Origin of the sequence: Tellurirhabdus rosea (assembly GCF_026278345.1) — a bacterium.
GTDB classification, from domain to species: Bacteria; Bacteroidota; Bacteroidia; order Cytophagales; family Spirosomataceae; genus Tellurirhabdus; species Tellurirhabdus rosea.
Window position 1 is genome coordinate 813,092 of record NZ_CP111085.1, and the last position, 26,801, is coordinate 839,892.

General features: G+C 56.1%; 27 protein-coding genes. 17 read left to right on the forward strand and 10 right to left on the reverse strand.

Features of this window, described 5'->3' with window-relative positions:
* Positions 1-81: 81 nt before the first annotated feature.
* From ORG26_RS03230 to ORG26_RS03245, 4 genes are all read left to right on the forward strand, one after another.
* Positions 82-312: a hypothetical protein gene (locus ORG26_RS03230; RefSeq protein ID WP_266367086.1), complete on the forward strand. Its 231-nt coding sequence runs from the start codon at positions 82-84 to the stop codon at positions 310-312.
* Positions 313-672, forward strand: coding sequence for a DUF4279 domain-containing protein (locus ORG26_RS03235; protein ID WP_266367087.1), 360 nt, complete (start codon positions 313-315; stop codon positions 670-672).
* A 226-nt stretch (positions 673-898) separates the two neighbouring features.
* Positions 899-1,510 (forward strand): hypothetical protein, encoded by a 612-nt coding sequence (locus ORG26_RS03240; RefSeq protein WP_266367088.1) that lies wholly within the window; start codon positions 899-901, stop codon positions 1,508-1,510.
* Between the two features lie 77 nt (positions 1,511-1,587).
* Positions 1,588-2,925 carry an SWIM zinc finger family protein gene (locus ORG26_RS03245; protein ID WP_266367089.1) on the forward strand — a complete coding sequence of 446 codons (1,338 nt, stop codon included), beginning with the start codon at positions 1,588-1,590 and terminating at the stop codon, positions 2,923-2,925.
* Between the two features lie 26 nt (positions 2,926-2,951).
* Here ORG26_RS03245 and ORG26_RS03250 read toward each other — a convergent pair whose 3' ends face one another.
* The 3 genes from ORG26_RS03250 to ORG26_RS03260 form a co-directional block, all read right to left on the reverse strand.
* Complete coding sequence (locus ORG26_RS03250; protein ID WP_266367090.1) at positions 2,952-4,091, reverse strand: NAD(P)-binding domain-containing protein; 1,140 nt, start codon at positions 4,089-4,091, stop codon at positions 2,952-2,954.
* A gap of 135 nt (positions 4,092-4,226) precedes the next feature.
* Positions 4,227-4,724: a GyrI-like domain-containing protein gene (locus ORG26_RS03255; protein WP_266367091.1), complete on the reverse strand. Its 498-nt coding sequence runs from the start codon at positions 4,722-4,724 to the stop codon at positions 4,227-4,229.
* Positions 4,725-4,766: 42 nt separating this feature from the next.
* Positions 4,767-5,621: a helix-turn-helix domain-containing protein gene (locus ORG26_RS03260; protein WP_266367092.1), complete on the reverse strand. Its 855-nt coding sequence runs from the start codon at positions 5,619-5,621 to the stop codon at positions 4,767-4,769.
* A 295-nt stretch (positions 5,622-5,916) separates the two neighbouring features.
* On the opposite strand from ORG26_RS03260, the gene ORG26_RS03265 reads away from it, so the two are divergent.
* The 5 genes from ORG26_RS03265 (at position 5,917) to ORG26_RS03285 (ending at position 11,254) form a co-directional block, all read left to right on the forward strand.
* Positions 5,917-7,110 (forward strand): MFS transporter, encoded by a 1,194-nt coding sequence (locus ORG26_RS03265; protein WP_266367093.1) that lies wholly within the window; start codon positions 5,917-5,919, stop codon positions 7,108-7,110.
* Between the two features lie 296 nt (positions 7,111-7,406).
* Entirely contained in the window at positions 7,407-8,525 is a 1,119-nt protein-coding gene (locus tag ORG26_RS03270; protein WP_266366121.1) for an IS110 family RNA-guided transposase, read from the forward strand.
* A gap of 107 nt (positions 8,526-8,632) precedes the next feature.
* Positions 8,633-9,337: an HAD family hydrolase gene (locus ORG26_RS03275; protein ID WP_266367094.1), complete on the forward strand. Its 705-nt coding sequence runs from the start codon at positions 8,633-8,635 to the stop codon at positions 9,335-9,337.
* Positions 9,338-9,409: 72 nt separating this feature from the next.
* On the forward strand, positions 9,410-10,426 hold the full coding sequence (locus tag ORG26_RS03280) for an alkaline phosphatase D family protein (protein WP_266367095.1): 1,017 nt from the start codon (positions 9,410-9,412) through the stop codon (positions 10,424-10,426).
* Positions 10,427-10,513: 87 nt separating this feature from the next.
* Positions 10,514-11,254, forward strand: a complete 741-nt coding sequence (locus ORG26_RS03285; protein ID WP_266367096.1) for a hypothetical protein — start codon at positions 10,514-10,516, stop codon at positions 11,252-11,254.
* 66 nt (positions 11,255-11,320) lie between these two features.
* Here ORG26_RS03285 and ORG26_RS03290 read toward each other — a convergent pair whose 3' ends face one another.
* The 4 genes from ORG26_RS03290 to ORG26_RS03305 are packed head-to-tail and all read right to left on the reverse strand — an operon-like array spanning position 11,321 to position 13,271.
* Positions 11,321-11,824: an MOSC domain-containing protein gene (locus ORG26_RS03290; protein WP_266367097.1), complete on the reverse strand. Its 504-nt coding sequence runs from the start codon at positions 11,822-11,824 to the stop codon at positions 11,321-11,323.
* 2 nt (positions 11,825-11,826) lie between these two features.
* The gene (locus ORG26_RS03295; RefSeq protein WP_266367098.1) at positions 11,827-12,216 is read right to left on the reverse strand and encodes a type II toxin-antitoxin system VapC family toxin; all 390 of its coding nucleotides are present in this window, start codon (positions 12,214-12,216) and stop codon (positions 11,827-11,829) included.
* Positions 12,206-12,412: a hypothetical protein gene (locus tag ORG26_RS03300; protein ID WP_266367099.1), complete on the reverse strand. Its 207-nt coding sequence runs from the start codon at positions 12,410-12,412 to the stop codon at positions 12,206-12,208. Before ORG26_RS03300 ends, ORG26_RS03295 begins: the two co-directional genes overlap by 11 nt.
* A 49-nt stretch (positions 12,413-12,461) precedes the next feature.
* Complete coding sequence (locus ORG26_RS03305) at positions 12,462-13,271, reverse strand: sugar phosphate isomerase/epimerase family protein (RefSeq protein WP_266367100.1); 810 nt, start codon at positions 13,269-13,271, stop codon at positions 12,462-12,464.
* Positions 13,272-13,484: 213 nt separating this feature from the next.
* Between ORG26_RS03305 and fbaA the strand changes: the two genes are divergently transcribed.
* Positions 13,485-14,564 carry a class II fructose-bisphosphate aldolase gene (fbaA, locus tag ORG26_RS03310; RefSeq protein ID WP_266367101.1) on the forward strand — a complete coding sequence of 360 codons (1,080 nt, stop codon included), beginning with the start codon at positions 13,485-13,487 and terminating at the stop codon, positions 14,562-14,564.
* Between the two features lie 224 nt (positions 14,565-14,788).
* On the forward strand, positions 14,789-17,473 hold the full coding sequence (locus ORG26_RS03315; RefSeq protein ID WP_266367102.1) for a DUF5686 and carboxypeptidase regulatory-like domain-containing protein: 2,685 nt from the start codon (positions 14,789-14,791) through the stop codon (positions 17,471-17,473).
* A 5-nt stretch (positions 17,474-17,478) separates the two neighbouring features.
* On the opposite strand, the gene ORG26_RS03320 is transcribed toward ORG26_RS03315, so the two are convergent.
* Positions 17,479-18,531: a PA14 domain-containing protein gene (locus ORG26_RS03320; RefSeq protein WP_266367103.1), complete on the reverse strand. Its 1,053-nt coding sequence runs from the start codon at positions 18,529-18,531 to the stop codon at positions 17,479-17,481.
* Between the two features lie 172 nt (positions 18,532-18,703).
* Between ORG26_RS03320 and ORG26_RS03325 the strand changes: the two genes are divergently transcribed.
* The 4 genes from ORG26_RS03325 to ORG26_RS03340 all read left to right on the forward strand — a co-directional run bounded on the left by ORG26_RS03325 (position 18,704) and on the right by ORG26_RS03340 (position 21,556).
* Positions 18,704-19,552, forward strand: coding sequence for an ABC transporter ATP-binding protein (locus tag ORG26_RS03325; RefSeq protein WP_266367104.1), 849 nt, complete (start codon positions 18,704-18,706; stop codon positions 19,550-19,552).
* A gap of 129 nt (positions 19,553-19,681) precedes the next feature.
* On the forward strand, positions 19,682-20,464 hold the full coding sequence (locus ORG26_RS03330) for a hypothetical protein (protein WP_266367105.1): 783 nt from the start codon (positions 19,682-19,684) through the stop codon (positions 20,462-20,464).
* A gap of 3 nt (positions 20,465-20,467) precedes the next feature.
* On the forward strand, positions 20,468-20,842 hold the full coding sequence (locus tag ORG26_RS03335) for a GntR family transcriptional regulator (RefSeq protein WP_266367106.1): 375 nt from the start codon (positions 20,468-20,470) through the stop codon (positions 20,840-20,842).
* Between the two features lie 36 nt (positions 20,843-20,878).
* Positions 20,879-21,556: a hypothetical protein gene (locus ORG26_RS03340; protein WP_266367107.1), complete on the forward strand. Its 678-nt coding sequence runs from the start codon at positions 20,879-20,881 to the stop codon at positions 21,554-21,556.
* Between the two features lie 86 nt (positions 21,557-21,642).
* Here ORG26_RS03340 and ORG26_RS03345 read toward each other — a convergent pair whose 3' ends face one another.
* Entirely contained in the window at positions 21,643-24,063 is a 2,421-nt protein-coding gene (locus ORG26_RS03345; protein ID WP_266367108.1) for a beta-propeller fold lactonase family protein, read from the reverse strand.
* Positions 24,064-24,224: 161 nt separating this feature from the next.
* On the opposite strand from ORG26_RS03345, the gene ORG26_RS03350 reads away from it, so the two are divergent.
* Both ORG26_RS03350 and ORG26_RS03355 read left to right on the forward strand, forming a co-directional pair.
* Positions 24,225-24,725 (forward strand): GbsR/MarR family transcriptional regulator, encoded by a 501-nt coding sequence (locus ORG26_RS03350; protein WP_266367109.1) that lies wholly within the window; start codon positions 24,225-24,227, stop codon positions 24,723-24,725.
* A 130-nt stretch (positions 24,726-24,855) separates the two neighbouring features.
* The gene (locus tag ORG26_RS03355; protein WP_266367110.1) at positions 24,856-25,620 is read left to right on the forward strand and encodes a thiol-disulfide oxidoreductase DCC family protein; all 765 of its coding nucleotides are present in this window, start codon (positions 24,856-24,858) and stop codon (positions 25,618-25,620) included.
* A 126-nt stretch (positions 25,621-25,746) separates the two neighbouring features.
* Here the strand turns inward: ORG26_RS03355 and ORG26_RS03360 are convergent, their stop codons facing one another.
* Positions 25,747-26,724 (reverse strand): glycoside hydrolase family 43 protein, encoded by a 978-nt coding sequence (locus ORG26_RS03360; RefSeq protein ID WP_266367111.1) that lies wholly within the window; start codon positions 26,722-26,724, stop codon positions 25,747-25,749.
* Between the last annotated feature and the right edge of the window lie 77 nt (positions 26,725-26,801).

Below are 26,801 nucleotides of genomic sequence, written 5' to 3' on the forward strand. Positions count from 1 at the left end.
TTTTTTACTTTTGAAGTTTACAAATATATCTGTCAATACTAGTGCAACGAGTTGGCCGTAAGGCAAACTAACATTAAGCCAATGAAAGAAATCAAACAAGCCGCTATCCAAGAAATCCTTAACCCAACTTTTGGGACAACAAAGCAGTTTTTGCAAGTTTTCAAAGTGCAAACTAAAAAAGGAAACCCTGTAGTTAGACGAATTAAAATTGACAAATCAGCTAAAAGTGCTACTGTATATTTTCCAGTACAAGACGAAAATTTCTTTTGTGCTATCTATTTAGACATTGAGAAAGAAATTGAAATTCGTTGAGTGGAAACAGAAGCGGGAACTTCCGTATATCTTTCCGTAGGCATCAAAAATCAAATAGACAACGAATTAGCATTAACGCCAGACAAGATATATAAGGACTTTAAAATATATGGTATTGACATTGACGAACCAGACAATATAGAAAATAAAATAAGCAAACTCTTGGATTATCTTGAACCACACAAAATGCCAGTCAGTGAAATTTCAAAAGCTAATTCAGTAATAATAAATATTCAATACTTCGGCTATTATGACCAAATGTGGGGACTGCATCTTGATCCAATTACCATGAGAAGAATTATTGAACTAGGCGCAGAATTGGATTTAGACATTTATGCTGAAGGAAAAGAGCTTTATTGACCATGCCCTAGAACCACCATTGCATTTGCAAATAGAATGGCTGAGCATTACTCAATCTACTTTAAATTCTTTCTCAATTGTGACTCCAATTTACATTACGCTCTTGAGCTTCGGTTCTATACTTCAACATTAAAAAACAATATAGCATTTGTTCCAGGCAGGCATAACAATGTTGCCATGCCATCGCAAAGGATTTAACGTCACGCATCAACGCGATTGAAATCTCATGTTAACCAAAATCAAACGACAGGACTGCTTAGCTCAGTACCGGTCATTTCCTTTGAGGAGTTACGACGAGGACGAAGAAAAGTTCTTTTATCCAAAGGTTTATAAAAATTACATTCTTGTACTTGCTTCCAAATCCTTTACTGGTCATGTTAAGGCTTTAGGCATAGAGATGACCAAATTGACGAAAGCCTTTAACGCCAACACATTGATTTTTCTAGGCGACACAGAAGCACCCTGGCTGTATCAGCACAATGACTACAAACCCGTGAGAGAAGCGGAGGAGTATTTGACCGCTAACAAAATTGGAAAGCGTTTCTGTGGTGCTCTACAGGTGAACACTGCGGAACTGCCTACGTTTGTCAAACACCTTGCATGGCTGACACGCTGCAATGCCACGTTATCTAATTTCAATTTCACTGATGAGGGCCAAACTATTGTTGGTAGTATTTGCAAGTACGGCAACCTGCATTTGGAAACATTAAACGAACAGGCTGACAAAGCTTTGAAGTCGTTTGTGGGCAACAGCAAGTTTCAGTACGGCGACTCAAACAGTTGCTACAATGAGTTCGGCAAAACAAGTGCAATCTCAGGCAGACAAACAGTCGTGTGAACGGGAGCACTTGCCGGTAACATGGCTCCTCGCCCAAACCCCATAATCCGTAATTTCTAATTCGTAATTCCCTTTTCATGCAACCCGATTACGCCTACCGTTCCGCTTCCGTCATCGACCAGACCGAAACGGGGCGCGCCCTGCTCCTTGCCCACCAGAGCGAACTGGAAGAGGTGGCCCGCGTACCTTGCTTTTTCTGGGGTCGCCTCACCCAGCCGTACCTCGCGGCCCGCTGCCTGATGACGGTCGCCAAAACGGTGCGCTCCCGGTTTGTCCTCAGCAGTCAGGAACTGGCCGCCCTCCGTGACCCGATTGTCACGGCCGGGGCTGGGCAGGTCCGTTTTGAAGGCTTTTCGTCCTGCAATGGCGTCTATGCCCGCCTCGACGTGCTGCCGGAAGGCCTTGACGGCGAGTTTCTGGCCAGTGGCACGACCAATGTAGACTTCAACGAGCCGATGCTCAACGCCCTCAATGGCGTGACAAAAACCGAAAACATGCTGCTGTCGGTCGGGCAGCAGTCCGTGACGGTCATAACCGAAAAAGCGAAGGCCGTGGAGCGGAAAGTGACCCTGCCGAACCGCTGGATCAAGGGCCTGACGAGCGTGCAGCACTATCTCGCCGACATGGAACCGGCCTTTACCCTGACGCGGATGCAGGCGGTGCAGCTGTTCCAGAGTCTGCCCAGAGGCACCGTCAAAAGCGATCTGTTTCTGGTGCAGCGGGCCGGGAAGTTCCTGTTTTCGCCCCTGCAAACGGGCACGAATATCCGGGTCGGCGGGGCGCACCGGCTGCGGCTGATGGAGGGGCTGCTGCCGTTCGTGGACGGACTGGCGGTGTATGGCAGTCCCGACGAGCAGGCGGCGGGCTTCGTGCTGCTGATGGGGCCGCTGCAAATGGTGTTTGCGTTTTCGGCCGATGCCTACCGGGGCTTTTCGGGCGAAGGCAAGGCCCTCGAACACCTGACCACCGACCTGCCGCTCGAACTCGCTTATGGCCTCAACGGCATTCTAAAGGCCAACGAAACCTTCAATCCCAGTCTGCTGGCGCTGGAGGCCGACCTGTCGTTTGGCACGATGGACACGCTGACGGCCCAACTGGCGAGCATCGGGCTGCTGGGTTTCGATCTGGTCAACAACCAGCACTTTTACCGCCGTCTGCCGTTCAAAACCGCCCGCATTCTGAGCCTGAACCCGCGTCTGAAGTCTGCCCGCAAGCTGGTGGCCGACAACGATATTCAACTGTTAACCAACCATGCCGGTTATACCGAAGCCCGGGTTCGCGGATCGGGCGGCGTAACGCATACGGTCGTTCTGGAAGGGGACCGCGCCCGCTGCACCTGCGAGTGGTTTACCAGTCATCAGGGCAAACGGGGCCTGTGCAAGCACGTGCTGGCGGTGAAGATGATGGGTGAATGAGCCGTTGGAAGCAGCCGGTATGCGGCTCAGCAAACCGCTTCGCCAATCAGCTTCGCCGCCGTTCGCACCGCGACGGTAAAGCCGAAGAAGGGCCCAAACGATTGTCCCGCCGGGAAACTGCTAAAGTATAAACCGGGCACGGTGCTTTGAAAATGTACGTCCAGCAGCGGAAAACCGTTCCGTACCGCTACGGCCTCCTGCAGTGCCTCGGACAGAAAAGGCAATCGCTTAATGTCCACCTGATAGCCCGTCGCCAGAATAATGTCATCGACGACAAACGTCTCTTCGTCGGTAAGCGTCACCAGCAGGGAATCGTCCGGCTTCCGGGTAACCGAGGCGACCTCCGTGCGCGGGTGCAGCGTGACTTCGTCCCGGCAAATCCGGCTTTCCAGCCAGGGTTCTAGCTTCAGACGGCCCTCCGCCCAGAGTTTATGCCGGTAGGCTTCCTGCTGCTCCGGGGTCAGTTCGCGGAACCAGGCAGGATGGCTGGCCATCTGCTCCACGATGGTTTCCACCCACGACCAGTCCGCTTCCACAAACCGGGGCGTATCGTGGCGGTAGCTCAGGTGTACGTGAGCGGCCTCCGCCTCGCAAAGCAGGGCCGCCGTTTCAAAGGCGCTCTGGCGACCGCCGATCAGCAGTACCCGTTTTCCCCGGTACAGGTCCAGGTTTACGGCGTCGCAGGTGTGTTGGTAACGGCCTTCGGGGAGTCGGGCCACCAAACCCGCCGGGTAACAGGCAAAATCCCGAAAGCCCGTTGCCAGCACCACGTTCCTGGCCCGAATCGTTTCTCCGTTTTCCAGTTCGGCCGTAAAGGCGGTGCCGTTGCGCGTCAAATGGCGAACGTAGTGCGGTTGCGCACCAATTTCCGACTGCTGCATAAACCAGCTCATGTACGCCAGATACTGCTCCCGGGAAATCGGCTCAGCGGGTGCCCGGTCCGGATGATGCTGGGCAAAAAAGCGTTCAATCGTCCACTCGTGATCTGGGTCAAGATACCAGTTTGCGCTTGAGCGCAGCAGCATGCCCCTAGGCATATGGCGCTCCCAGAACTCCAGCGGCTTGCCGACAAGGCGGTAATCGTGGCGGCGGCGTTGCAAATAGGAAGCCAGTCCGAGGCCAAAGGGGCCGGCCCCGACGATGAGCGTAGCGATTGGAGAGATCATGTGGTAGGGTTCAGGAGAAAAGGCGGCCGGAATCAGCCTTGTCAAATGTACAGAACGGGCTGATTATCAGAAAAGCCGGATGAATTTTTCTTTTCATTCTTCCCGCAAAGCGATTGGCCCCGCTCCCCGGCGCCCCTACCCAATTTTCGGTCGAACGGGAATCCAGATTTCTTCTTCCGAATCTTCCCGGTTCGGGTCATAGCCTTCCTGCATGATTTCGAAATGGGGCCGATTGTCCAGCGTGTAGTCAGAAGCGGGCAGCCAGGTGCCAAAAATGTAGCCGAACGTCTGCGGGAACGTACGCCACGGGCCTTTGTGCACAAAAACCGCGTACAGCCCTTCCGGAATGGTAAATGTCTCCATCCCCTCCGGCACCTGCGGCGCATCCGTCACCCGAACGGCCGCCCATTTTTCGAAAGGCGTTTCGGGCGTGAAGCGGGCAAAATCCAGATCCGCGTCGTACACTTCCACGGAATACAAATCCGTACCGACCGGGTTGCCGATTTCGTTCCGGCGGGGCATGAATTGCCGCCAGAGAACGGAGGTCTGGTTGTCGGCGAGGGTCGTGCGGATTCGGATGCCGACCATTCCGGTGGGCGGTAAGGTTTCGAAGCGGGGTGTTTGCAGGGGCATTCTGACGGCGATTTTGAGGAAAACGGCGGGAAGTTTGGCAAATTATTCCTTAAATCCGAGCGCCCGCCGGTAGCCGCCCGGTGTCTGCCCCGTCCGATGCCGGAAGACCTTGTTGAAGTGCGAGAGGTTGTTGAAGCCGCTTTCGTAGCAGACCTGCGCCACGCTGCGGTCGGTGGTCAGCAGTTTGCGGGCCTGCGTAATCCGGAATTCGTTCACAAAATCGGTGAACGTGGTCTGGGTCATTTTCTTGAAATAGCGGCAGAACGCCGGAACGGTCATGCTCGCCAGCGAGGCTACATCCCGGATGTCGATGGGTTCGGTGTAATGCTGGTCCACGTAGGCGTAAATGCGGTTGATACGCTCCTGTTCGCGCCCGTTCAGATCGAGGTGAATGCCCTCGGCGTTCAGGACGGTGTACTCCGTGGACGTAGCGAGTTGCTGAAAAATGGCGAGCAGGTTCAGCATGCGCTCAAACGGCGGCTGACCGACCAGACCCGCTACCTGCGCCCCGACCCGCCGTTTCGTTTCGCCCCCGAACGAAACACCCACTTTCGACCGCTCGAACAACCGGCGGATAGCGGCCATTTCGGGGCTTTGCAGAAAATCCTTCCCCAGAAAATCCTCCCGGAGCTGCACAACGACCTCTTCAAATTCACCGATCACCCCGTGGCTGTAGTTCAGATGCGGCAGGTTCGGGCCCATAAACACCAGCTCGCCGTCCTCATAGGCCGAAACGTGGTGGCCGATATGCCGCCGTCCGTTCCCTCGCGGGATGTAAACAATTTCATACTCAGGGTGGTAGTGCCAGTACATCCAGCAGGTGTCCGGCGCGGTGCTGTGGATGACCCGGAAGGAACTGCCGAACTCGGGTTCTATTTTTTCAAACTGAGGTTTCATAAAAAGGAGGTTTAATCGCGGTGCTTGTCGCCACCCGACCGGGTTACGGGCGCATCCTTCCGCCGTTGGCTTTGCTGCCCGCTGTTTCTTTCTCCGGACAAAAGGAAAAAGTCCGCCCGATTCTTCGTTTATCCTGCGAGCCCAAACCTGTTTAGTGCCAAATTAACAAAAAATTAACCAGCTTTTCTCTCGAAGAGCAAATACAGCATCAGGACTGGATAATTAAAGCACAGCATTCCGCTCCCGGTTGCCTTATTTTTGTAAGCGTAAGTATAGAATACAACTCTCTCTCACCATGAATGTATCCCTTGACGGAGCGCCGTTCAGCAAGCGTCGGTTATTCCGGCAAAACCTGACCACGTTTTTCACCAATCCACGGGCCCGGGCGGTCGGTCTGGTCTTTTCGTCGGACAGCCTCCTGTTTGGAAGCTGGGTGGCCCATATTCCGTTTATCAAAGAAAAACTACAGCTTTCGAACGAGCAGTTGGGTCTGGCCCTGTTTGCCATGCCGGTCGGACTGATCTTGATGAACCCGCTGACGGGCTGGCTGGTCGGACGGCTGGGGCAGGCCCGCGCCTGCCTGCTGAGCGCCCTGGTGCTGTGTCTGGCGATTTGCGTCCCCATCAACGCGCCCAACGTTTATGTCATGGCTGCCGGGCTTTTTGTGGTCGGTCTGTCGGGGGCGCTGCTCAACGTGGCGATGAATACCTGCGCGACGGACGTGGAGAAAGCCGATGGCATTTCGATCATGGCCTCCTGCCACGGCATGTGGAGTCTGGGCGGCATGATTGGCTCGGGACTGGCCGGGCTGGCCATTGCCCTCAAAATTTCGCCCTCGGTTCACATGGCCGGGATGGCGCTCGGCGTGCTGGCCCTGACGCTGGCGGTCCGGCCGGTCATCCGGTCGATTCCTACTATTCCGGCCGAAAGCACGACCTCTTTTGTCCGGCCGAATCTGGCGCTGCTGATCATGATTATCATCGGTCTGGCCGTTTCTATGGGCGAAGGCGTGGCGCTGGACTGGAGTGCCGTGTACCTCCGGGAAGTCGCCGACGCTTCGCGGCAGGTGGCGGCGCTGGGCTTTGGCTGTTTCTCGCTGGCCATGACCGCCGGGCGATTTATGGGCGACGCCATCATCCCGCGCTACGGCGGACAGCGGCTGCTGCTCTGGGGCGCGCTGCTGGCAACGGCCGGGCTGGTGCTGGCCATTGCGGTGCCCATTCCCGTAGCCGTTCTGCTGGGCTTTCTGTTGCTGGGTGCCGGTAGTTCGCTGGGCGCCCCGATTCTGTACGCCGCGTCCATGCGGGTGCCGGGGATTCCGGCCGCGGCCGGGCTGGCGACCTTCGCCACGTTCAGCTTCATCGGATTTCTGGCGGGTCCGCCGGTCATCGGTTTTGTCGCCGGGCAATGGGGCCTGAGCTGGGGCCTCGGCGTCGTGGCCCTCCTCCTGCTCGCCTCCGCCCTCCTGACGAAAAAAGTAAAGCTGTAATGGTTTATAGTTTAGGGTTTATAGTTTATAGCGGTCCGCCGCTCATATCTTTGGTTTTCTTTGATATAGTTGGAAAGAGTGCAATTTTGGGTTAGTCCCTGACAGGGGTGGGCAGCAGCCCGGGTTCCGCCGCTAACACGTCTATGATGACGATGTTGTACCGCTGGTCTATCTGTCCACCCTGCTTTTTCTCAGTAACTTCAACAGTACCTATGGATACGGTTCTGTACTGTAATCCTGCATACATGTGCAAAAGACGAGAAAAGCGGTCAGTTCACTTCTAACCCTTATCCACTATGAAAGCGACAGCTACCTTCCTACGTTACGGGGTGGGCTTTGACATTGGCAAAGACACCATTCACGTTTGTGTTTCCGTTATGGACACCACCGGAAAAGTGACGGTCAAAGGAACCACTAAACTAGTTAACAAGGCGGCCGCTTTCTCAGGACTAATGACCTGGCTAGGAAAGCACTGTAAGCAGACAGACCTACCGGTTCGCTATGTCATGGAAGCCACAGGCGTTTATCATGAGACCCTGGCCTGGTATCTGTTTACCAAAGACCAATCGGTCAGTGTGGTCCTGCCAAACAAAGCAAAGCACTACCTCAAAAGCCTGGGTCTCAAGTCTAAGAATGACCGCATTGATGCACAAGGGCTGGCTCGTATGACGCTTGAACAGCAACTGCCGCTTTGGCAACCACTCTCGAAGAACATATACAGTCTGCGGATGCTAACTCGTCAACACCAAAGGTTACAGGAACTGAAGACCCAAAGCCAGAATCAAAAGCACTCTATTGAGTACAGCCAGTTCAGCGATGGGTTCATCCTCAAACAGCTTGACAACCTCATTACTCTCTATGACAGGCAGTTGACCGAAATCAGTCAGGCCATTAATGATCTGCTGGACGATGATCAACCTTTACGGGAAGGCATTGATCGGCTGAGTGCCATCAAGGGGCTGGGCCGACTGTCGGCCGCTACACTAGTGGCAGAGACAAATGGCTTCACGGGCTTTGAGAACGTACGGCAACTAGTGAGCTTTGCTGGCTATGACGTAGTGGAAAACCAATCGGGCAAACATATCGGTAAGACGCGCATCTCAAAAAAGGGGAACAGTCGCATTCGTCGTATCTTGCATCTACCCGCTCTCAATGCGGTGCGTTTTGGTGAACCTGGCTGTGCCGCCCTTTATGAGCGGGTCTATAGCCGATCACGCATCAAAATGAAAGCGTATGTAGCCGTCCAGAAAAAGCTGCTTACTCTATGTTATGCTCTCTGGCGCAACGGGTCTGAGTACGAGCCTAGTTACTCTCCAACTACGACAAAGAACGTATCGGACCAGGCTAAAAAAATAGTCCCGACTAGCGGGACTACACAGGATCAAGAGGCCGAAGCCATCTTGTCCCACAGGTAATTCAAAGATATTGAAAAAATACTAACTCAAAACTTGCAAAGCACGACAGTACCAGCGGTTGCTCCGCCCGCCGCGGTTCATTATTCATTTTTCATTATTCATTTCCAATGAAAGCTGCCATTTTTGATATGGACGGGGTGATTGCCGACACGAATCCGCATCACCTGATTACGTGGGGGGAATACGCCCGCCGCTATTTTAACCACGAACTGACCGAGGAAGAGTTTGCCCGGCATGTCTCCGGCCGCACCAATGCCGCCATTGTGGAGTACCTGCTGAAGGGCGAGACCCTGCCCGTGGAGGAGGTCATCCGCATGGGCGACGCCAAGGAAGCTCTTTTCCGGGAAGTCTACGCCCCGCATGCCGCGCCGGTGCCGGGCCTGATTCCGTTTTTGAAGGAATTGAAAGCCGCCGGAATCAAAACCGCCGTGGCGACCTCTGCGCCGCCCGAAAACCTGACGTTCATGGTCGAGGCGCTGGGTCTGGAGCCGTATTTTGATCTGCTGCTGGACGTTTCGCGGGTGACGCATCCGAAGCCCCATCCCGAAATCTACCTGCTGGCGATGGCCGGGCTGGGTGTCGAGCCTTCCGAGGCCGTCGTGTTCGAGGATTCGATTCCGGGGATTCAGGCGGGACTGGCTTCCGGGGCGAAAGTCGTCGGGCTGGCCACTACCCACCAGCCGGAAGAACTGACCAACGTAAGCCTGGTCGTGCGCGACTTTACGGAACTGCGTCTGGAACAGTTGATGGACATGCCGGTCTCCGAACGTTCCTACGGCCGGACGGGAAGCGCAGATTTCACGGAAAAATAATCGAGCTCAGGCCGCCCTACCTGGGTTTTCAGCGCGGAGTTGGCTTATTTTTGCCCCACCAAATTGATCATCATGAACAGATTCATTGCCGTTGGCTTGCTGGGCTGTACCCTGCTCTCCGCTTGTCAGTCCTCCCGAAACACCGCTCAATCTACTCAAAAGCCCGTCACCACCCTTGCCTTTGGTTCGTGCAGCGACCAGAAACGGCCGCAACCGCTTTGGGATGACATCGTTGCCCAAAAACCGGACGTCTGGGTCTGGCTCGGGGACAACATTTACGGGGATTCGGAAAATATGGACACGTTGAAGGCGAAATACAACCGCCAGAAGTCCAATCCGGTCTACCAGCAACTGCGGCAATCGACGTCCATCATTGGGGTTTGGGACGACCACGACTACGGCGTCAACGATGGCGGCAAGGAATACCCGCGCCGGAAAGAAAGCCAGCAGCTGATGCTCGATTTTCTGGACGTTCCCGCCAGCAGCCCGCTTCGTCGGCAGGAAGGCGGCTACTCCGCGCACGTTTACGGTCCGAAAGGGCAGCGGGTGAAGGTGATCCTGCTGGACGCCCGCTACTTCCGCGATCCGCTGAAAAAAGATGGCCGGGCCAACGTGCCGGACCCCACGGGCGACATGCTGGGCGAAGCGCAGTGGCAATGGCTGGAGCGCGAACTGACGGGCTCGGATGCCGACGTGCACATCATCGGCAGCGGCGTTCAGGTGTTGCCGGAAGAACATCCGTACGAGAAATGGGCCAACTTCCCAACCTCCCGCCAGCGATTGCTGGACCTTTTGGCCAAAACCAAGCCCAAAGGAGCCCTATTCATCAGCGGCGACCGGCACATGGCGGAGGTGTCGAAGGTAAGTATTCCGGGGCTGGGTTATGACGTTTTCGACATCACCAGCAGCGGCCTGACGCACGTTTCGAAGCCGCACGAGGAACCCAACCGGCACCGGGTCGGCGCCATGATCACCCAGCTCAATTATGGGCTCATCACGATCAACTGGGGCCAGAAACCGCTGACGGCTACGGTTCGCATCAACGGCGACGAGCGAGCCACTCACCTGGTGCAGGAAATCCGGTTTTGACCCGGCGGCGCCATTTAATTAGGAAATTTTAACAAAAAAGTAAGGCAGCGGTCGTTAATTTTGCAGCTTACCCTCAACCCAAAAGGGATGTTGCCACAAAAACCACTGATTCGTCTGTTCCTGTTTATCCTGCTGCTGGCTTCTGCCGGAACGCTGCAGGCCCAGAGCACGCAGAAATACGTGCTGGGTCGCCTGCTGGATCAGGACACCAAAAAAGGCGTCAACCGGGCGGTGGTCCTCAACAAACGCACGGGCCAGAAAGCCCGGACCAACGAAGCCGGTCGGTTCGTGGTGCTGGCCCTGCCCGGTGATTCGCTGATTGCCACCAGCCAGACGCACGCCCGGTCGGGCATTCGCTGGAACGGTGTTCAGGAAGAGCAGGTCATGTATTCAAAACGCGAACTGTCTGATGAAAAGGTCGTTCAGCTCAATGAAGTAACCGTCATCGGCAAGCATGAAGAAGAGCTGCGCCGGGAGTTGCAGCGGGCGCTGGCCGAGCCGGAGCTGCGCGAAAAGCTGACCGGCGATCAGGTCCTTTCGCTGGCGCAGTCGCCCGTGACGCTGCTTTACGAGGCGTTCAGCAAAAAGGCCAAAGCCGACCGGAAAGCGGCCGTTCTCTGGCAGAAATACCGCTGGAAACAACTCGCCGAATACCGCTTCCGGCTGGTCGCGGGCAACGCCACGGACCTGAGCGGCGACAAACTCGACCAGTTTATGGACTACTGTAAGCTGGAAGACGACTTCATCCTCAGCGCCTCGGACTACGACCTGACGTATACCATCTTACAGAAACACAAGAAGTTTCAGAATGCCTTAGGCATGCATTGAGGACACCGGAGCGGCGCTCCGGTGTTTTTTTTGATAGTAACAAAGCAGCGTCCGCGTCTGGACTTCCTAACCGGGCAACGGTGCGCTGCTCTGTTTTACATGGACCGTGTCGCCGACCTGAATCCGGCCGCCCTGCACCACCCGGGCCGTCATGCCGCCGTGGCTACGCACGGCATTGTAACCGCCGGGACCGAGCGTTTCCTCCATCCGGGAACAGGGATGGCACTGTCCGGTAATTTGCAGGACCACTTCCCCGACCTGAATCTGTTTGTCCTTTAGCGCCAGCAGGTTCAGGCCCGAAATGACCAGATTTCGCCGCAGCAGGGCGGGGTCGAGCTGTTCACGCCCGACAAACGACGCAATGGCCGGCAGGTGTTCTGCCTGGATGAGCGTGACGTGCCGGTTGCCGCTCCGCCCCGAATAATGATCGCCCTGAATGCCTTCCGTTTCGCTCAGGATCGCTTCACTGACAACGTCAACGGCCTCCCGCCGAACGGGCCGAATGCCGATCCAGTCCAGCCGACCGGGGCGGGGGAAGACCTCAAAAAGGTCTTTTATTGTTTCAGCCATAGTCACCAGTTTTCTACGACCAGCCCGTCAATTTTGTCAAAATGCCTGTCCCGGGTTGCCAGCGTGAGGTTATTTTGCAAAGCGATAGCCGCAATCCAGACGTCATTTTCAGGAATGGGAGTGCCGTTGCGCTTTAAATGCTGTTTCAATCGCCCGTATACGGCTGCTGTTCCGTCATTAATCGGAATCGAATCAATCAGTTCTTTCACCTGCTCAACTCGCTCCAAATTGGCTTCAACTTTTGTTGAATTGTAGGCGCCGTAGAGTAGTTCGCCGATAATTATTGAACAGACCTTCAGTTCAATTGGTGATACGACCCGCTCCACAATACTGCTCTCACCTTTCAGGAACGCTACAATTATATTGGTATCCAGAAGGTAATTACCAGTCATTTCTGTCAATTATTCGATTTTCGACAATTGCTGAATTCATGCGACCGGCATCTTCTTCTGAGATTGTTCCCGCTAGCCGGGCCAGTCTTTGTTTCTTCTCCGATTTGTGGAGGAGTTGATGGGCGAACTCCAGTAACTCCTGTTGTTGCTGATCGTTCAGCCGATCTATTGTTTCAATCAACTGCTGCTTGTCCATGTCTCATGTGATGGAATAATTTATTCAACGAAACCTGCCAGGAAACCATTCAGACGCTCCACCGCTTTTTCAGGAAGTCCTTCATGAACACGTTCACGTCCCACTGGCTGACGACGGGCTGCTGGGTGTAGGGCAGCGTGGGGAGATACCCCGGGGCCGGGCCGAATTCGCAGGTGATGGTCAGCGTCCGGGCTCCGGCCTTTTGCTGGGCGGTGCGGATGGCGTCCCACCATTTGGCATGGGTTTCCAGCGCGTCTTTCCATTCCGGCGCGCGTGGGTCGCTGACCTGCGGGGCCTCGGGCTGGCCCACCCGGCAATGGATGTGCTCGGAACGGTCGATGGCCCGGCGGACGTTTTCGGGCTGGTCCGCCAAATAGGATTCCGCCACGTTGACCCAGTGCGAAAAATCGGCCGTCAGGCGCAGATCCGGGAAATTCGCCAGGTAATGCTGGGTGGCCGGGGCGCTGTAGGTGAACCGGCCGCGGTGAGTCTCGTGGACGATCCGCACGCCGGTCTGCTTCTGCACCTCGGCGGCCAGCCGAATCAGCTCGGCATTCTGCTCGAAGGTGAAAAAGTCCTTGCCGGTATGCGAATTGACAAACAGCGGCTTGTAGGAAGTCGTTTTGTCGAGCCATTGCCGGTAGCTCCGTTTCATTTCGTCGAAGGTATTGCCGACACAGAAGGCCATCAGCACCAGTTCCAGGCTATTGTCGCGGACGGCCTTGACGGCTTCGTCGTATTTACCGTCCCAGACGGCGATTTCCATGCCGTCGTAACCGGCGGCTTTCACGCGGCGGGCTGCCTCCGCATAACCGAGGGATTCCAGTCCCCACATCGGACAGAAAAAAAGAGTGTTCACAGGGTTAGGAAACGATGAATGTTTCGCCCAAAATAACAAAGCCCCAATAATAATCGATGAGAACGACAGACAAGATTTCGGGAAGCGAGACCGGCCAATTCTAAAATATATTGTACTTTGCGGTGATATTCCGATAAAGCCAGTCCTGACCCTGCTGGGGCTAATTTTATCCTTTTTTATTCCTATTTGTTAAAACTCTTTTTTGACAAGCCTATGAGTGAGGTAGCCACCCGCTTCACGCCCGGAGTTGTAACGGGCGAAGGAGTTTCCGAAATCTTCCGTCATGCCAACGAAAACGACTATGCACTGCCCGCAGTAAACGTAGTCGGTACGAATTCTGTCAATGCCGTGCTGGAAACGGCTAAAGCCGTTAACTCCCCGGTAATCATCCAGTTCTCCAACGGCGGCGGGATTTTCTACGCCGGCAAGAGCCTTCCCAACGACAAACAGCAGGCAGCCATCGCCGGGTCCATCTCCGGGGCGCTGCACGTGCATAATATCGCCGAACTGTACGGCGTCCCGGTGATTCTGCACACCGACCACTGCGCCAAGAAACTGCTGCCGTGGATCGACGGTCTGCTGGAAGCGGGCGAGCGGCATTTCGACCAAACCGGCAAACCGCTGTTCTCCTCGCACATGCTCGACCTGTCGGAAGAACCGATCGAGGAAAACATCGAAATCTGCGCCAAATACTTCGAGCGGATGGCCAAGCTGGGCATGACGCTGGAAATCGAACTCGGCGTAACGGGCGGTGAAGAAGACGGCGTGGACAACTCGGACGTGGATGACTCCAAACTGTACACCCAGCCTTCGGAAGTAGCCTATGCCTACGAAGAACTGCTGAAAATCTCCCCCAACTTCACGATTGCGGCCGCTTTCGGAAACGTCCACGGCGTTTACAAGCCCGGCAACGTGAAGCTTCAGCCCGTCATCCTGAAAAACTCGCAGGACTATATCCAGGAGAAATTCGGAACGGGCCCGATGCCGGTGAACTTCGTTTTCCACGGCGGTTCAGGCTCAAGCCGGGAAGAAATCCGTGAGGCCATTCAGTATGGCGCTATCAAAATGAACATTGATACCGACATGCAGTGGTCGATGTGGGAAGGCGTAAAAGACTATTACCAGTCGAAAGAAGCTTACCTGCAGTCGCAGCTCGGCAACCCCGAAGGTCCGGATTCGCCGAACAAAAAATACTACGACCCGCGCGTATGGCTGCGCAAAGGCGAAGACAGCATGGTCAAACGCCTGAAAGTTGCGTTCGAAGACCTGAACTGCATCAATCGCCTTGCCTAAAGGAAGTTAAGAGTTAAGAGTTAAGAGTTAAGAGTTAAAAGTTGGCTCCGCCTAATCAGAAAGCTGAATGGGCGGAGCCAACTTTTAACTCTTAACTTGTAACTTTTAACTCCCTCCGGGGCAACCATTCAGGGCGAAACGGCATCTGGAAATAAGCAGGCATTCCCGATTTTGACCATCCGGCGGGATTGCTTATTTTTCCCTGACTGTTTTAACCTGTCCTTATGCGCTTCCTCCTTTTTGTCGGTTGCCTTTTTATTCTCCACCTGACAACCGCCCAGACGCCCCGCCCCTCGGGACTGCGGGGCACGGTTACGACCAGTAAAGGCGAACCGCTCCCCTACGCCGCCATCGTCGTCCGGGGTACCTCCAACGGAACCATCACCAATGCAGAAGGCCGGTACGAACTGGTACTGCCCCCGGGTCGCCACGACATCATTTTTCAGTACCTTGGTTTTCAGGCCGTTCAGAGGCCGGTGGAGATAAGCGACGGCTTTCAGACGCTGGACATCAAACTGGAAGAACAAACGTTCCGGCTCAACGAAGTGGCGGTGGGCAAAGGAAAGGAAGACCCGGCTTACAGCATCATGCGGCGCGCCATTGCCAAAAGCCGGATTCACCTGCTCCAGGTGGACAGTTATACGGCCCGGGTGTATTCCAAGGCTTCGGTGACGATTACGGACCTGCCGATGGAGTTTATGTACAAAAAGCAGCTCAAGGAAGCCGAGAAAGAAGCCAATTTCAAGAAAGGCGTTCCGGTGCTGAACGAATCGGTGGTGGAGGTCACCTTCCGGCAGCCAAACACCTACAAACAGCGCGTGATTGCCACCCGCAATTCGCAGGACAACAATTTCCCCTCTCCCAACCAGTATTTTCAGGCCAGCTTTTACCGTCCGGAGGTCGCCGGTACCGTTTCGCCGCTCTCTCCCAAAGCGTTCGCCTATTACAAGTTTGAATACGAAGGCACCTTCCGCGAACAGGGTGTCGATATTTCCAAAATCACCGTTATCCCACGCTCGTACGGCGAGGGCGTTTTTCGGGGAACGATTTACATCATTGAAAACACTTGGGCCATTCACAGCCTTCAGCTCGAAACCATTGCTTTTCAGGGCCTTACCGTCAAAATTCGGCAGCAGTTCAGCCCGGTCCAGAACGTCTGGATGCCCGTCAACCAGCGGTACGACATCGGCGGGCGCGTGATGGGCGTGGCGGGTAACGGACAGTTTGTCGTGACCCAGACATTCAAAGACCTGAAAGTCAATCCGGCATACGCCGAGGATGTGCAGGTGATTGACGAAAAAGTGGAAAAACCCGCCACCCAGTTGAAGAAAAGCGACATCCGCGGCAAGGACCTCGACAAACTGATCGCCCAGCAAAAGGAACTGACAGCCAAAGACATGCGGCGCATCATGCGCGAGTACGACCGCCAGGCGACTCAGGAACGGCGTGAGAAAAAGGAAGTTCCGCCCATGCGTTCGGACACTACCATCACCGATTCCCTCGCCAACCGCCGCAACATCGCCTTCTGGGATTCCCTCCGCACGGTGCCGCTGACCCAGGCCGAAATCAAAAGCTACGTCCGCGGCGACAGTCTGGTGGTCGTCCGGAAAGTAGAGGCGGTGAAGGATTCGGTCAAAAAGGAAAAATCAGCCAAAAAGAAAACCAAATTCTCGCCCGAACAACTCATCACCGGCAACACCTGGAAGCTTAACCGGCAGACTTCGCTGGTCTGGGAAAGCCTCTTCACGGGCTTTACGTACAACACGGTGGAAGGCTACGTGCTGCAGCCAGGGATTTCGCTGGGGTACAGCCCGGTACCGCCCAAAGACAGCACGAAGAAAAAAGTCCCCGCCAAACCGCTGCCCGTCTGGTCGCTGGGTGCAACGGGCCGGTACGAGTTCGGCCGCCAGCGCTTCATTGGATTCGGCACGCTAAGCTACCGCTTCAAATCGACCAGCGTTTCCCTGAACGGCGGGCGGACGGTGGAGCAACTGAACCCGGCCAATCCCATCAGTCCGGCGCTCAACACCATCACGACGCTGCTGTTCGAGCAGAATTTTATGAAGCTGTACCAGAAGGACTTCCTGAACCTGAATGCCTATCTCAGAATCCGGCAGAAAGCGGATTTCTTCGGCGGGCTGGAATACGCCAGCCGCTCGGAACTGGCAAACTACCGGGAAGACCTTCGGCCCTGGATCAACTGGGACCGGCGGACGTTCACGCCGAACCGACCGTTTAATGCCGAAGCCTTCAGCGGCTTTCCGACCCACGAGGCGCTGGTGCTGCAACTGCGGGCTTCCATGCACCTGGGCGACACCCGCTACCTCATCCGGAACGGCCAGCGGGTTTCCAGCCGGAACAAAAGCCCGCTGGTCGGCATCCAGTACCGCAAAGCCATTCCGGTGGGCGGTCAGTCGTCGGATTACGACTTTTTGCAGGTCGGGCTGGGCCATTCGTTTGAAACGGGGATTCGCAGCCAGTTCAGCTACCAGCTCAGTGCGGGCGGTTTCCTGACGAACCGGCGCGTGTATTTTCCGGATTTCAAGCACTTCCTGGGCAACCAGTTTTTCCTGCAACAGGGCGACCCGACGAGCCGCTTCCGGATGCTGCCGTACTACACCTACAGCACGGGTCGCCGGTTTGCAGAAGGCCACGCCCTGCTCGAAACCCGCAAGTTTCTGCTGACCCAGATTCTGTACGCCCGGCTGGCGGGTCTACGCGAACAGGTGTCGGTACACTACCTGTACACGCCCGCTTCGCGCAACTATACCGAACTGGTGTACGGCCTCGACGGGCTGATTCCGGCCGTGCTGCCGTTCTTCCGGCTGGAAGTCGTGACGCAATGGCAGGATTTCAAATACCAGAATATTGGCTTCCGGGTCGGCACGACGCTGAAATTCGGCCGGTAATCCGGTCATTGCGGCGAACGGAGGACGAACTCCACGCGGCGGTTCTGCGCCCGGTCGGCTTCGGTCGCGTTGCCGGTCAGTGGTTTGGTGCCGCCGCAGCCGGCGGCGCTCAGCCGATGCGGTTCAATCCCTTTCTGGATGAGGTAACTGACCACCACTTTCGCCCGGTATTCCGACAGCAGCTGGTTTAGTCGGGGCTCGCCCACATTGTCCGTATGCCCGATCACCTGTAAGGTAACGGAAGGCTGGCTCCGCAAAGCGGCGGCTAATTTATCCAGTTCCGGATAGGCCTGGGGAAGCAGGGTGAAATCGCTCTGTCGAAACTGGATAATCGCCGGATTGATCTGCCCGACCGGTGGCTTCAGCGTGAGAACGGCTTTTGAGCTGTCCGGCGCGGCGGGTTTTCCGGGCGGAAGTGACCTGGTCGCAGTCGGCTTCGGCGCTTTTTTCGCCACAACCGGCGGTACCGGCTTGGGTTTGGGCGGCGGAACGGCGACGGCAGGCTTCGGTCGCTGGCTGTAAAAATAACTTCCGTTGATTTTTTCCTGCGGCGAATCCGTCAGCGTTGACCCACCGGCACTGCCACTGACCAGATTCCAGTTGACCTGCACATAACCACCCGCCCTGGCGTTGTAGTATTCCACTTTGAAATCATAAAACTGCCCGGTCTTCAGCGGAATGCTTTGTCCGGTCAGTTTCTGACGCCGGTAGCGCCATTCGTCCATCGCCAGCACGCCATTGACCCAGATTCGGATGCCATCGTCCACGACGGCCGTGAACTTATAGCTTCCGGAAACGGGGGCGTACAATTGTCCGGTCCACCTGACCGAAAAACGCTGCGGATGGAGCCCTTTGACCGGCGCACTGTAGCCATCGTAACTGAAATCAATCTGCCGGTCGCGGCGCGCAACGACCTTCTGCCGAAAGCTCCAGTCCGTAAAATATTCTCCCAGCAGTCCGTCGCCGGCCGAGGGAGCCGCCCCTCCCGGCTGGCTACGGGCCTGAAGACTCAGACAGATCCAGAGTCCGAGCAGTATCCGGTTACGGGCATTTTTCATCGGGATTAGGGAAGTCCTATGGCCAAAGCAAGGTAAGCGAACGACCACAATTCCAGCCACTTAACCCGGCACAATTTATTTTTCGGATTTTTTGTAAAACACTTGCAATTGCCGTTGGAATTTTGGATTGTTGCAGTGTATTAGTTATCTATTACACTAAACCAATCCTTTCATGGTCAACGTCACGCAAGTAACGTTTGGGTACGGCCGCCGGAAGATATTGTTTCGGGACCTGAATCTGGTGCTCAAGCCCGGTTCCATTTACGGCCTGCTCGGCAAAAACGGCGCGGGCAAGTCCAGTCTGCTCCGGCTGATCGTCGGGCTGCTGTTTCCCCTGAGCGGCACCATCCGGGTGAACGGCCTGGAACCGCGCCTGCGCCCGCCCGCGCTGCTGGAAGACCTGTTTTTCATTCCCGAGGAAATCTACCTGCCAACCGTGTCGCTGGAACGCTACCTTGCCACCATCAGCCCGTTCTACCCGAGGTTCGACGAGGCGCTTTTCCGGCGGTACCTGTCCGAATTCGACGTGCCGACCGGGCAGTGGCTCACGGACATGTCGTACGGGCAGAAAAAAAAGGTGCTCATCAGCTTTGGCCTGGCCACCAACACGCGCCTGCTCATCATGGACGAGCCGACCAACGGGCTCGATATCCCGTCCAAAAGTAAGTTTCGAAAAGTGGTTGCTTCGGCCGTAGACCCTGACCGGCTCATTCTGATTTCAACCCATCAGGTCCGCGACCTCGACAACCTGATCGACACCGTGATGATTCTGGACAATAGTGAATTGCTGCTCAACCACCGGCTCGACGACGTGACCGAGCGTCTGCGTTTTGCCACGTTGCCGCAGGTGGAAGCCGATACCCGCGTCCTGTACGCCGAGCCATCGCTGCGGGGCTATTCGGTGGTGATGGAAAACGACGCGGGCGAAGAAAGCAAAATCGACCTCGAACGGCTCTTCAATGCCGCCGTCAACAACCGCGACCGCGTAAAAACCCTTTTTGGTAAGGGGGGTAGGGTTTAAAGTTTATGGTTTAGAGTTAAAAAGTCAGCAAGCCTCTAGCTATCAGAGACATTCATAAGCTTCAAACCCTAAACCATAAACCCTAAACTCCAAACCATAAACCCTAAACCATAAACTCTCCTTCCGTTTATGAACCAAACTTTCCACTTTCACCGCTTTGGGCTGATGGTGCGCAGGCACTGGGCCGAGCACCGCCTCGTGTACAGCTACGGGATGCTGGTCATGGCCGGATTCATGCTGCTCTGGCACGCCCTGGTCCGCCCCGGTGACGACCGACAGCCGGTGTTGCTGGTCGTTTCGCTCATGCTGTTTGGCGGCTTTCAGGCGTCGGTCACGTTCGGCATGTTTGCAGAGACCGGCCGGGGCATTGCGTTCCTGATGGTGCCCGCCTCGCGCTTCGAGAAATGGCTGGTCTCCTTCCTGTTTTCGCTGCTGGTCCTGCCGGTGATGCTGCTGCTGTACTACCCGATTACGGCCGTTATGCTCGACTATTTCCGGGAAGCCGACCCGAACGGTCAGTATCCCAAAGAGGTATTTTTCTGGCCCGACAGCGGTTTCAAAGTCATCGTCAGTATGTATTTCGGCGTCCACGCCTACGCGCTGCTGGCCTCGCTGCTGTTTCCTCGGCAGGCTTTTATCAAAGGAACGGCTTTGTTGTTCGCCCTTTTTGTCGTCACCTTTTTGGTGAATACCAAAATTGCCGACTGGATCATCAGCGACCCCGCCATTGGCACCGTTGGGAATGCATTTCCGCTTCTCAACGCCATTCTGGTCATGCCCAATCAGAAAAACAGTTTTCTTACCCTGGAACTGGCGTCTTCCCTGCGGATCTGGCTCCACCTTTTTCTGGCTTTTTTTATACTGGCGCTTTACGGAATTTCGTACATCCGGTTTACCGAGAAAGAACTTTGACGAATGGATTTTAAAGAAAAAGGAGCTATTTATTTACAAATCGCGGACTATGTGGCCGAACGGGTGCTGCTCGGGCAGTGGCCCCCCGGCGAACGGATTCCGTCGGTGCGGGACCTCGGCGCGAAACTGGAAGTCAACCCCAACACGGTGGTACGGACCTACGAATTCCTGCAGCAGAAAGAGGTTATTTTCAACAAACGGGGCGTCGGGTATTTCGTGGCCGACGATGCCGCCGACCGCATTACCGCCTACCGCCGCGAACAGTTTCTGGCGGGCGAACTGCCTCACCTGTTCCGAAATATGTACCTGCTCAACATCAGCCTGGACGAGCTGGAGAGCCGCTACCGGGACTTTGTCAAGGAAACTTATCCGGTGTAACCACCCCAAACCGCCCGGCCGAAGGGCGCGAAAACCATGAAAACGAGCAATAAACTGATACTTGGACTTGCGTTTCTGGGCCTGTCCGGACTGGTGGCCTTCAACGCTGCCCTGAAAGCAGACCTGACCCGGATAAATCCGAAAGACCCGCTTTCCATGCTTGAAACCCGGCCGTTAAAACCGTTCCGGGTGGTGCGAATAGAAGGCCGCAACGACCTGCTGGTCGGACTTGCCAGCGGGCCGGACTTCGAATTCCGGTCCCAGCGAAATGCGTCTGAAGAGGTTTCGTACCGGATGCAGGGCGATACGCTGGTGGTTCACCTGCCCCAGAACAACGGCTATCGAGCCGACGCCGGCAGCTACTTTTCCAGCAGCCCGCATATTCTTATCCAGGCTCCGCGGCTGACGGCCGTGGATGTGAACGGTGCCACGGTTAAATTAATGAACTGGCAGCTCGATAGCCTTACGGCCGTCGTCCGCGATTCGGCCGGTGGGCTGGCGCTGGCCGAGAGCCGGATTGGGCGGCTGAACGCCACCGTACGGACCACCGCCCTGCTCCAAACCGGCCACAGCGTCCGCCTCGGCGACACCCGCATCCAGGTTCGCGACCGGGCAAGGTTCGCCGCCGAAGCCGACCGCTTCGACAAACTTACGCTGACCGTCGATTCCACCGCCCACGTGGATCTGCCGGGCGCACTGCTCAGCAAATTGTAGGCGATTCCTGTTGGGCAAATGAAAAAACCGTCTTGCGGACGGTTTTAGAGGGACCGCCCGGCGGTCCCTTTTCCTTTTTCTGACGGTCAATCGTCGTCGTCATCCCCGTCGGCCAGGCGCACCCAGGCACCCCGGCGCGGGGCGGGCATGACGGCGTTCTCGCCCTTCACGGCCTTCCAGATCACTTCGCTGAACTCGTCGTCGTTGAGCGTATCGGCATGACGCAGGTCGAATTTCTCCGACTTACGGGCCGGTTCGTTCATGGCCGTGTTCTTTTCTTCCAGATCAATGTTCGTCGGAATGTGCCTGTAGGGCGTCAGGTTCGGCTGGTTTGTGAAACAGGCAAACATCGGCAAGGCCGCCGCGTCGTACTGGCTCATCGGCGGCAGGCCCAGAATCAGTTCCATCGTCCGGAGCATTCCCGAGGTCGAGTACATCGTATGCTCGACATGCCGCCGTTTGGTATACGGGCTGATGACCAGCGCGGGCGAACGGTGGGCATCCACGTGGTCGGGGCCGTTCTGGGCGTCGTCTTCCAGAATAAATACCGCGGATTCTTTCCAGATAGGGCTGTTCGACAGGTACTCAATGAACCGACCGACGGCCAGATCGTTGTCGGCCACGTGGGCGGCGGGCGTTGGGGCGTTCAGGCGGGCGCCGCTGGTGTGGTCGTTGCCCATCCGCAGCGTGTTGAAACGCGGCACGGCGTTGGCGGCCAGCAACGAATCGAACTCCTGCTTCCAGATTTCCACCCGGTCGATGTCTTTGATTTTCAAGTCATAATCGGGGTACTTCGGGCTCAGGTGCCCGGCCAGGGCCGTTCCTTTCTTCTTGGAATATGCTTCAAACTCGCCGTAGCTGCGGTAGCTGAGGCCCGCCCGACGGCAGTAATCCCAGATGAAGCCCTTCTTCGGAAACGCCACGTTCCGGCTGCCTTCGTAATCGTAGGTGCCGCCGCGGCCGCCGTAGCTCGTCGGCCACGTCTTTTCGACGTAATCCGTCGCGTAGGCCGCCATCGACCAGTTGTGCCCGTCGGCACTCACTTCAGCATCGACGTAAAAGTTGTCGAGCAGCACAAATTCACGCGCCAGCGCGTGCTGGTTCGGGGTTACTTTTTCCGGGAAAAGACAAAGCGAGGCGTCGCCGTTGCCTTCCTTCATGTCGCCAAACACCTGGTCGTACGTCCGGTTTTCCTTTATGACGTAAAAGACGTATTTAATGGGCGATTTCTGCCCCACACGGCGCGGAATGGGGTTGTTGGCTTCTCCGGCCGCCAGTTTTTCCTTTTCCTTCGAATAGGGCGTGTTGCGGTAAACCACCTGCGAATACGCCGCCATCTCGCCGCGCCCCGGCAGTTCGAACGCCGAGAGCGTACCTTTGAACAGCGCGCCGATGTACTGGGTGCCTTCTTCGCGCCGCTTGTACGGGTTCGGACCCTGCGGATTGGGCAGCGAGGTCATGCCTTTCCCGTTGGCGACCAGCACTTTCCTGCCGACCACCTTCACGGCCGTTGGGTACCAGCCCGTCGGGATGAAGCCCACGGAGCGGCTGCGACCCGGTTTTTCGACGTCGAACAGGGCCAGGCAGTTGTTGTCGGCGTTGGCGACCAGCAGCGTTTTGCCGTCGGGCGTCAGCGCCAGGCCGTTGGGCGTGCTGCCCGCCGGTGCGTCGGGAAACAGGGCCGTATTGAGCGTTTCGACCACTTTCCGGGCTTTCAGGTCGATGACCGAAACCGAATTGTCGTTGGCGTTGGCAGTAAACAGGTAGCGGCCGTCCCGGGTGATGGTCATGTCGTTGGGGTGGCTGCCCGTGGCGATTTGTCCCGTAATTTTGTTCTGTGCCGGACTAAAAATGACGACTTTTTCGCCGCCCCAGATGGAGATGTAGAGGTCTTCGCCGTTCGGTGCCCGCAGCACCGTATACGGTTCGGCATCCAGTTTTACTTTGGAGCGGATGGTGCCCGCCGCCGCGTCGCAGATGTAGAGGGCGCTGTCCTCCTTGGTGACGGCGTACACCGTCTGGCCTTTGGCGTCCAGTTCAACCCCGGCCACTGAGATTTTCACCGGCCAGGGTTTCCCCAGCTCGATTCGGCCGGACTCTTTCAACTGGCCGTTCGCGATGTCGTACACCACGATCCGGTTGTCATTGCCGCCCGAAGCGTACAGTTTTGAGCCATCCGGACTAAAGCGGATGCCCACCCAGGATTTGGGAATTTCGAGTTCGCTCAGCAGCTTTTCGGAGGCGATGTCTACGAGCTGGATGGTCTGTTTGCTCTGGCCGTTGTTGGTGATGGCCAGTTGCTTCCCGTTCGGGGAGACGGCCATGTTGAGCGGCAGATCACCCAGCGGCAGCGTCCGGCCGACGGGCGTCAGGCTCCAGCCATTCGGCAGCGTTATCCGTTTGGCTTCCAGGCCTTTGAGGGCGTTTTGCTCTTTTTGAACCGCCTTCTGGGCAAAAGCGGAAAGCGACAGGGATAACAGCAATGCCGTTGCGTAAAATCGTCTCATGTGGTCGAGGATGGAATGGAGCAAAGCTACAGGTTTGCCGGAAAACTGAGGTTATGTGGGCGTTAAGTTTACGCGGCCTGCTCCAATCCATTTTTTTATTCCGTCACTAATTTAATTTTCAATATTTATTGAAAGTTTAAAATATACCATATATTTGCCCCATGACGTATGACGAGGCGAAAGCGAAATTCATTCAGACCTGGGGAACGCTGGCGACGCAATGGGGCATCAACCGCACGATGGCGCAGATTCACGCCTTGCTGATGATTGCGCCCCAACCGCTGGATACCGACGTAATCATGCAGGAATTGCAGATTTCGCGCGGGAACGCCAGCATGAACCTCCGTGACCTCCTGGACTGGGGGCTTATTTACAAACAACTCCGCCCCGGCGAGCGGCGGGAGTTCTTCTATGCCGAAAAAGATGTCTGGAAAATAGCCCGGCAGGTTGCCCGCGAACGGCGGCGGCGCGAAATCACCCCCGTAGTGGAGGTGCTCAACGAGTTGAAAAACATCGACGACTCCACCCCCGAGGCGCAGGAGTTTCGCAAAGTAATGAACAACCTCAGTGGCGTGGTGGAATTTGCCGACAATACCCTGAACGCGGTGATTAAAGCCGAGGAAAACTGGCTAATGGGACAGTTTATGAAAGTTTTCAGATGATGCACCCGCCGGATTAGCGCAGGACATAACTGAACAGGCGGTCAGAACGCCGTTGATGACGTACGGCTTGGCCCTTTTTTTAAGGCGCAATATTTCAATTATTACTGAAACATCTAAAGGTATTAAACATATGGAAAAGGCTATAATCTTTGACGACAATTGCCCGATGTGCCGCCTGTATACAAAAGGCTTCGTCAAAATGGGCTTGTTGAAGGAAGAACAACGCTTAGGCAACAGCGGCCTCGCCGATGAAGCCATCACGACTCGGGTGGATCCACAACGGGCTCGCCACGAGATTCCGCTGGTGGATTTGCAGGGCGGAGAAACGCTCTACGGCGTAGATGCTTTGCTCGAACTGCTCGGCAGCAAAAGCCGCGCGATCCGGTATCTGGGCTCTGTCCGCTGGGTGAAGATGGTCCTGTACCGCCTGTATGCCTTCATTTCCTACAACCGCCGCATCGTGGTCCCGACGCCCGCCGACCGCTGGGAACTGATGGATTTTGAACCGCAATTTCACGCCCGGTGGCGCCTGTTGTTCCTGGCGGTGGTGTTTGGTCTGGTCGGGGCGCTGCATGTCACGGCTGTCGGGACGCTGAAGTGGTCCGTGGTGGCGGGTGTCGCGGTACAGATCGGACTTGTAGCCGCGCACCTTCGCCACAAACGAACGCCCAATTACTGGGAACACCTGCTTGATTACACGGGCCATCTGGGCATGAGCCTACTGCCGGCAGCCGTGCTGCTGAGTATTGCACTGCCATTTGGCTGGACCGGACTGGCGGTGGCCGGGGTGGCCCTGTCCATCTGGCAGCACTACCTCCGGACGCAGATCCTGGGCTTAAGCCCCTGGCTGACCGTGATTTTTGCAGGAATTTACTTCGCTCTGATGCTAACCTGAGACTTCACGGAGTCGAACAGCAAAGACCGGGCAGACACACGGAAGCTTGAATGATACCGTCAACGGGTCATTCGGCCCCTTCTGCTTTGGTGACTCGTTTGTTCTCCGGTCGTATCCGGTGCTGGATCACTTGATTCGCCGCGCCTCTACTCCTTCCCGCGTAATTTTCACCGGCTTGATGAAGCCTTTTTCGTCGAATTCCATCCGGTCGATGCAGGTTTCGCGGTGGTTACCGTCGGTTTCGGTCAGCGGGCGGCGGTGGTAGACGATGTACCATTCGTCGGTGCCGGGAATCTGCAGCACGGAGTGGTGACCGGCTCCCCGGGCCACGGTCGGGTCCTGCTGGAGAATCTTGCCGACGCGCTCAAAGGGACCAAAAGGCGAATCCGACACGGCATAAGCCACCGAATAATTCGGGCCCGTCCAGCCTCCCTCCGACCACATAAAATAATACTTGCCGTTGCGAATGAACATCAACGGGCCTTCCACGTAATTTTTCGGGGTTATCTCGCGGAACATCTTTCCGTCCGGGAACGGCAGCAAGCCGGTGAAATCGGGCTTGAGGCGGGCAATGTTGCAATGGCCCCAGCCGCCGTAGAGCAGATAATCCTGTCCGTCCTTATCCCGAAACACAAACTGGTCGATGGGCTGCGCCCCGTTCTCAATCGTCCCGATGAGCGGTTTGCCCAGATGGTCCTTATACGGCCCGCCCGGTTTGTCCGCCACCGCTACGCCGATGCCGCCGATTTCGCCCGGATGCACGTCGTTGGCCCCAAAAAACAGAAAGTATTTGCCCTTTCGCTCTACGGCCGCGGGGGCCCACATGGCCCGTTTGGCCCAGCGGACGGCCGTCGTGTCGAGAATCCGGGTATGCTTTGTCCAGGTTTTCAGGTCTTTGGACGAAAACGCATCGAAAAACACCTGCTCTTTATACGGAGCGGAATAGGTCGGAAAAATCCAGTATTCTTTTCCAAAAACAGCCACCTCCGGGTCGGCATACCAGCCCGGAAAGACGGGGTTACCCGCCCGCGACTGGGCGGCAACGGGTTTGGAAACGGCAAAAAAGCAGAAAGTCAAAAAAAGGATGGAGTAAGAAAAACGCATAGGTGGACACAATTGATCATCTTTTCTGTAAAGGCACTTTCGGCCACGGCCTACCACTCATCCCGGCGAACAATTTA

Bases quoted from the DNA above. Each gene is read 5' to 3' on its own strand.
- ORG26_RS03295 (WP_266367098.1), bottom strand. From the start codon at position 12,216: ATGACTGGTAATTACCTTCTGGATACCAATATAATTGTAGCGTTCCTG.
- ORG26_RS03345 (WP_266367108.1), bottom strand. From the start codon at position 24,063: ATGAGACGATTTTACGCAACGGCATTGCTGTTATCCCTGTCGCTTTCC.
- ORG26_RS03340 (WP_266367107.1), top strand. From the start codon at position 20,879: ATGAAAACGAGCAATAAACTGATACTTGGACTTGCGTTTCTGGGCCTG.
- ORG26_RS03320 (WP_266367103.1), bottom strand. From the start codon at position 18,531: ATGAAAAATGCCCGTAACCGGATACTGCTCGGACTCTGGATCTGTCTG.
- fbaA (WP_266367101.1), top strand. From the start codon at position 13,485: ATGAGTGAGGTAGCCACCCGCTTCACGCCCGGAGTTGTAACGGGCGAA.
- ORG26_RS03360 (WP_266367111.1), bottom strand. From the start codon at position 26,724: ATGCGTTTTTCTTACTCCATCCTTTTTTTGACTTTCTGCTTTTTTGCC.
- ORG26_RS03315 (WP_266367102.1), top strand. From the start codon at position 14,789: ATGCGCTTCCTCCTTTTTGTCGGTTGCCTTTTTATTCTCCACCTGACA.
- ORG26_RS03355 (WP_266367110.1), top strand. From the start codon at position 24,856: ATGGAAAAGGCTATAATCTTTGACGACAATTGCCCGATGTGCCGCCTG.
- ORG26_RS03290 (WP_266367097.1), bottom strand. From the start codon at position 11,824: ATGGCTGAAACAATAAAAGACCTTTTTGAGGTCTTCCCCCGCCCCGGT.
- ORG26_RS03250 (WP_266367090.1), bottom strand. From the start codon at position 4,091: ATGATCTCTCCAATCGCTACGCTCATCGTCGGGGCCGGCCCCTTTGGC.
- ORG26_RS03285 (WP_266367096.1), top strand. From the start codon at position 10,514: ATGTTGCCACAAAAACCACTGATTCGTCTGTTCCTGTTTATCCTGCTG.
- ORG26_RS03255 (WP_266367091.1), bottom strand. From the start codon at position 4,724: ATGCCCCTGCAAACACCCCGCTTCGAAACCTTACCGCCCACCGGAATG.
- ORG26_RS03280 (WP_266367095.1), top strand. From the start codon at position 9,410: ATGAACAGATTCATTGCCGTTGGCTTGCTGGGCTGTACCCTGCTCTCC.
- ORG26_RS03265 (WP_266367093.1), top strand. From the start codon at position 5,917: ATGAATGTATCCCTTGACGGAGCGCCGTTCAGCAAGCGTCGGTTATTC.
- ORG26_RS03270 (WP_266366121.1), top strand. From the start codon at position 7,407: ATGAAAGCGACAGCTACCTTCCTACGTTACGGGGTGGGCTTTGACATT.
- ORG26_RS03330 (WP_266367105.1), top strand. From the start codon at position 19,682: ATGAACCAAACTTTCCACTTTCACCGCTTTGGGCTGATGGTGCGCAGG.
- ORG26_RS03275 (WP_266367094.1), top strand. From the start codon at position 8,633: ATGAAAGCTGCCATTTTTGATATGGACGGGGTGATTGCCGACACGAAT.
- ORG26_RS03335 (WP_266367106.1), top strand. From the start codon at position 20,468: ATGGATTTTAAAGAAAAAGGAGCTATTTATTTACAAATCGCGGACTAT.
- ORG26_RS03300 (WP_266367099.1), bottom strand. From the start codon at position 12,412: ATGGACAAGCAGCAGTTGATTGAAACAATAGATCGGCTGAACGATCAG.
- ORG26_RS03230 (WP_266367086.1), top strand. From the start codon at position 82: ATGAAAGAAATCAAACAAGCCGCTATCCAAGAAATCCTTAACCCAACT.
- ORG26_RS03350 (WP_266367109.1), top strand. From the start codon at position 24,225: ATGACGTATGACGAGGCGAAAGCGAAATTCATTCAGACCTGGGGAACG.
- ORG26_RS03325 (WP_266367104.1), top strand. From the start codon at position 18,704: ATGGTCAACGTCACGCAAGTAACGTTTGGGTACGGCCGCCGGAAGATA.
- ORG26_RS03240 (WP_266367088.1), top strand. From the start codon at position 899: ATGTTAACCAAAATCAAACGACAGGACTGCTTAGCTCAGTACCGGTCA.
- ORG26_RS03245 (WP_266367089.1), top strand. From the start codon at position 1,588: ATGCAACCCGATTACGCCTACCGTTCCGCTTCCGTCATCGACCAGACC.
- ORG26_RS03260 (WP_266367092.1), bottom strand. From the start codon at position 5,621: ATGAAACCTCAGTTTGAAAAAATAGAACCCGAGTTCGGCAGTTCCTTC.